This window comes from Bacillus hominis (assembly GCF_018332515.1).
GTDB lineage: Bacteria > Bacillota > Bacilli > Bacillales > Bacillaceae_G > Bacillus_A > Bacillus_A hominis.
The window spans coordinates 1-4,297 of sequence record NZ_BOQD01000290.1 but is presented as its reverse complement, the minus strand read 5'-3'; the positions used below and the strand labels follow the sequence as shown (position 1 = coordinate 4,297).

Annotated in this window: 3 protein-coding genes and 1 riboswitch; of the genes, 2 read left to right on the top strand and 1 reads right to left on the bottom strand. The window is 38.5% G+C overall.

Translation table 11 applies throughout. The annotated features are described in order from the left end of the window. Nucleotides 1–50 precede the first annotated feature (50 nt). Nucleotides 51–443 carry a VOC family protein gene (locus KI356_RS22590; protein WP_212936523.1) on the bottom strand — a complete coding sequence of 131 codons (393 nt, stop codon included), beginning with the start codon at nucleotides 441–443 and terminating at the stop codon, nucleotides 51–53. A gap of 111 nt (nucleotides 444–554) precedes the next feature. On the opposite strand from KI356_RS22590, the gene KI356_RS22585 reads away from it, so the two are divergent. Together KI356_RS22585 and KI356_RS22580 are read left to right on the top strand one after the other, a co-directional pair. Further along, nucleotides 555–2,864, top strand: a complete 2,310-nt coding sequence (locus KI356_RS22585; protein ID WP_212936522.1) for an AAA domain-containing protein — start codon at nucleotides 555–557, stop codon at nucleotides 2,862–2,864. Nucleotides 2,865–2,940: 76 nt separating this feature from the next. After that, nucleotides 2,941–3,042: riboswitch (SAM riboswitch) on the top strand. An 89-nt stretch (nucleotides 3,043–3,131) separates the two neighbouring features. Further along, on the top strand, nucleotides 3,132–4,297 hold a 1,166-nt coding region (locus KI356_RS22580; RefSeq protein ID WP_212936521.1), incomplete at its 3' end, for a M20 family metallopeptidase.

Here is a 4,297-nt window from a genome sequence, read left to right as displayed (position 1 = left end):
CTAATAATCAGTGGGAGATGAAGAAAACCCCCACTGATTAAAGTTTCACTTTATCTCTCCGTCTCAAAAAACTCAATCCACTCTCCATCAGGACCAGCGAAGAATATGTAACGTGTTCCATCCGGTAATGTTTCAATTTTTTCTCCTAGTAGAAAGGTTACTTTGTGTTTTTGTAGTCTTTCGATTTCTTCCTCTAATGAATCCACTTTAAAGCAAATGTGATGCACTTTTCCTTCTGCTGGAAGAGAAGAATTATAACCTTCAATTAATTCGAGTATTGTTTCCTTCGATTCTTCCACACCTAAAAAAGCGAGTTTTAAATCTGGGTTTGGATGCCCCATACGTTTAATGAGCTGTAAGCCAACTACTTCTTCATAAAATGAGATAGATGTTTCTAAGTTTGCAACCATAAGTCCTACGTGTTCGATTCTTCTAACTGACATGTAGATTCCTTCTTCCTGAAAATTATATACAATATATTATTGAAAATTAAGAAAATAATCAAGATAAAAACCTTATAATTTTGAGCTTGTTATATGGTATAGTGAGAAAGTATGTTTGGGGAGAAGGAAGGAGATTATACGATGAATACACCTACTCAAACTCCTTCATTATCGGAAACGATGAAAGAGTGGCATTATGCATTAGCATATGAAATTAAACATTGGAAAACGATAGGTGGTAGTAAAATTTCTATCATTAACGGTCGTTTTTTATATACAGATTATGAAAGTACGGTATATGTCTTTCAGCTTATTTCGGAAGTAAGCTTACCTGAAGGTTCACCAATTCGAATCGAGTTCGATGGTGAGGAAGCGACAGGGGAAGTATTATCGGTACACGGATTAGAAATAGAACTGAAATTAAATGATTATATACAAGGCGAAATAAGAGAAGCTGTTTTATATAGTGAACCGTGGCAATTGTTAGAGCAACTGCAAGAGCGATTAAAAGAAGCGCATAAAGATAAGCTGAAACGTAATCGTATAAAGCGTCTTGTAGATGGGACGAGCAGTCCGAAGCATATCGAGAAGATGAAAAATCCGAAAAATGAATTGGCGTATCGTTCATTTTATAATCCGACAACGTACGTGTGGGGACCACCTGGAACAGGGAAGTCTTACAATTTATCGCGTATTATTTCGGCTCATTATCAAAAAGGAAAATCGGTACTTGTGTTAGCTCATAGTAATGCGGCAGTTGACGTATTGATGAGTGAAGTAACGAAGCAAATTGAGAAGAAGAAGAAATGGACACCTGGTGAAATTGTTCGTTACGGTTATAGTCAACATGATCATATACGAAATCATGAAACGTTACTTGCGTCGAAGTTAGTTGAAACGACGAACGGATCTTGGGGAGAAGAGAGACTCTATTTAGAAGAGACACGACAAGAGCTTCGTGACAAGATTTTATCATATAAAGCGACTTCTGCTGATAAGAAGCGTATACAAGAGGTTGAAAGTGATCTTCGAAAGCAAAGAGCGAAAATTAAAGAAGTAGAAAAAGAATATATTGAAAATGCGAAAGTAATCGGTGCGACTTTATCGAAATGTGCCATTGATTCACTTATTTATGAGCGTACATTTGATTTAGTTGTCGTAGATGAAGTGAGTATGGCGTATGTTCCGCAAATCGCATTAGCAGCTTCTCTTGGGAAACGTATTGTCGTTTGTGGTGACTTTTTACAGTTACCTCCGATCGCAATGGCAAACCATGAACTCGTTCGAAAATGGCTCGGCGAAGATATGTTTTACCATGCAGGAATTGTTGATTCTGTAAATAAATCGGAAGCACATCCCAACCTTTTTATGCTGCAGGAGCAAAGACGTATGCATGCAGATATATCGAAGTTTACGAATTCATTTATTTATAAAAACAGAGTATACGATCATCCATCTGTTTCAGAGCGTAAAGAACTTGCGCAATTACAACCGTTCGCAAATGAGGCGAGTGTTTTATTTGATACGAGCTTAATGGGAGCATTTTCGTTAAAAGACGCTGCTTCCGGTTCGCGTTTTAATATTATGTCTGGTTTAATAGCGATGCAAATGATGTTAATCGGACTGTTAGACGGTGTTCAATCAATTGGTGTAGTTACACCGTACCGAGCACAGTCACGCTTTTTATCAACGTGTATTAGAGAACTGTTGCAGAAAACGAAATATCAAAACATACCAGTATTAGCGGCAACAGTTCATAAGTTTCAAGGGTCTGAAAGAGATATGATGATATTTGATACGGTTGATAGTTATCCGCAAGAACGACCTGGCGTGTTATTCTTTGATCATAAAAACCATCGCCTCGTCAATGTAGCAGTAACGAGAGCGAGAGGGAAGTTCATTCAATTATCGGATTGCCATTATATGCGTAAAAACCTTTCGAGAAAACAAGCGTTATCACAATTAACAGCTCATATAGAACGTCACGGAGATGTGTATGATCGCACGACATCAAGACAAGTATGGGAGCGGAAAATTTCGAAACGTTTACGCTGGTTTATGGAAATGAATCTTGAAGAGCCGAAAGGGCTACTCAAAGATATTTTAGCCGCAAAACGAAAAATTATCATTTCACTTCCAAGTACAAGACAAGTGGATAAAAGAGTATGGCAAGCGTTAATGCGTACAAATGCGCAAGTAACAGTTTATAGTGATGGACCAGTTCCATTAAAGAATGTAAAGTTACAAAGACAAAATAAAGCATTCCCGTTCTTATTAATCGATGATGAAATCTTTTGGGCAGGGGCACCACTTACATCTCAAATGATGTTTGAAGGTAGTACGGAATTTCCGTACATATGTGCAAGACTGCAAGCACCGGAAACAATTGGTGTATTAAAAGGATTTTTAGATATTCGGTAAATTCGGATAGGAATTCCTTGACTTTTAGTCGGAATGAATTTAGAATGAAAAATAATTTAATATAATTTTATGAAAATTCTTATCACGAGAGGTGGAGGGACTGGCCCTACGATACCTCGGCAGCGGATTCTTTATGAATACTGTGCCAATTCCAGCAAGGTAACTTGAAAGATAAGAAAGAAGCTCATTTTTGAATGTATATTTCAAAGCCTCTTTCTATCTTTTAGAAAGAGGCTTTTTTACGTGAAAATAAAAGGGGGAAGAAAAATGGGAGCTACAGGAGTAACGTCACAAAGAAAAATAATTGAAGAGAGTATAGAAAGAAATAAGGAAAAGTACATAGAAACAAGTCATAATATTCATGCGAATCCGGAGATTGGTAACCAAGAATTTTACGCATCAAGAACGTTAAGCTTATTACTAGGTAGTGCAGGATTTCAACTGCAGCACAATATAGCGGGGCATGAAACAGGTTTTATCGCGCGAAAAAGTTCAGGAAAACAAGGGCCAGTTATCGCATTTTTAGCTGAGTATGATGCTTTACCGGGACTCGGTCATGCGTGTGGTCACAATTTAATTGGCACAATTAGCGTTGCGGCAGCAATTGCATTATCAGAAACGCTTGAAGAAATCGGCGGAGAAGTTGTCGTGTTTGGTACTCCGGCCGAAGAAGGTGGGCCAAATGGTAGTGCGAAATCGAGTTATGTAAAAGCTGGTTTATTTAAAAATATTGATGCAGCGCTTATGATTCATCCGAGCGGAAAAACAGCGACGACGAGTCCTTCACTAGCAGTTGATCCACTTGATTTTCATTTTTACGGAAAAACAGCTCACGCAGCAGCTTCACCAGAAGAAGGAATTAACGCATTAGATGCGGTTATTCAGCTGTATAACAGTATTAATGCACTTCGCCAACAACTTCCATCAGATGTGAAAATTCATGGCATCATTACAGAGGGCGGAAAAGCACCTAACATTATTCCTGACTACGCAGCAGCAAGGTTCTTCATCCGCGCAGCAACGCGAAAAAGATGTGCGGAAGTAACAGAAAAAGTAAGAAACATCGCAGAGGGAGCTGCATTAGCAACAGGCACAAAAGTGAAAATTCATCAATTCCAAAATGAAATCGATGAATTGCTCGTAACAAAAACATATAACGACATCGTAGCGGAAGAACTAGAACTACTAGGTGAAGACGTAAATCGTAAAGAAAGAATCGGCATCGGCTCAACCGACGCAGGAAACGTAAGCCAAGTCGTACCGACAATTCATCCTTACATTAAAATCGGACCAGATGACTTAATCGCGCATACGAATGAATTTAGAGAAGCAGCACGTTCTGAACTTGGAGACAAAGCACTAATTACATCGGCAAAAGCATTAGCGAATACGGCGTATCGATTAATTACGGAAGAAGGGTTGTTAGAGAAGGT

Bases quoted from the DNA above. Each gene is read 5' to 3' on its own strand.
- KI356_RS22590 (WP_212936523.1), bottom strand. From the start codon at position 443: ATGTCAGTTAGAAGAATCGAACACGTAGGACTTATGGTTGCAAACTTA.
- KI356_RS22585 (WP_212936522.1), top strand. From the start codon at position 555: ATGTTTGGGGAGAAGGAAGGAGATTATACGATGAATACACCTACTCAA.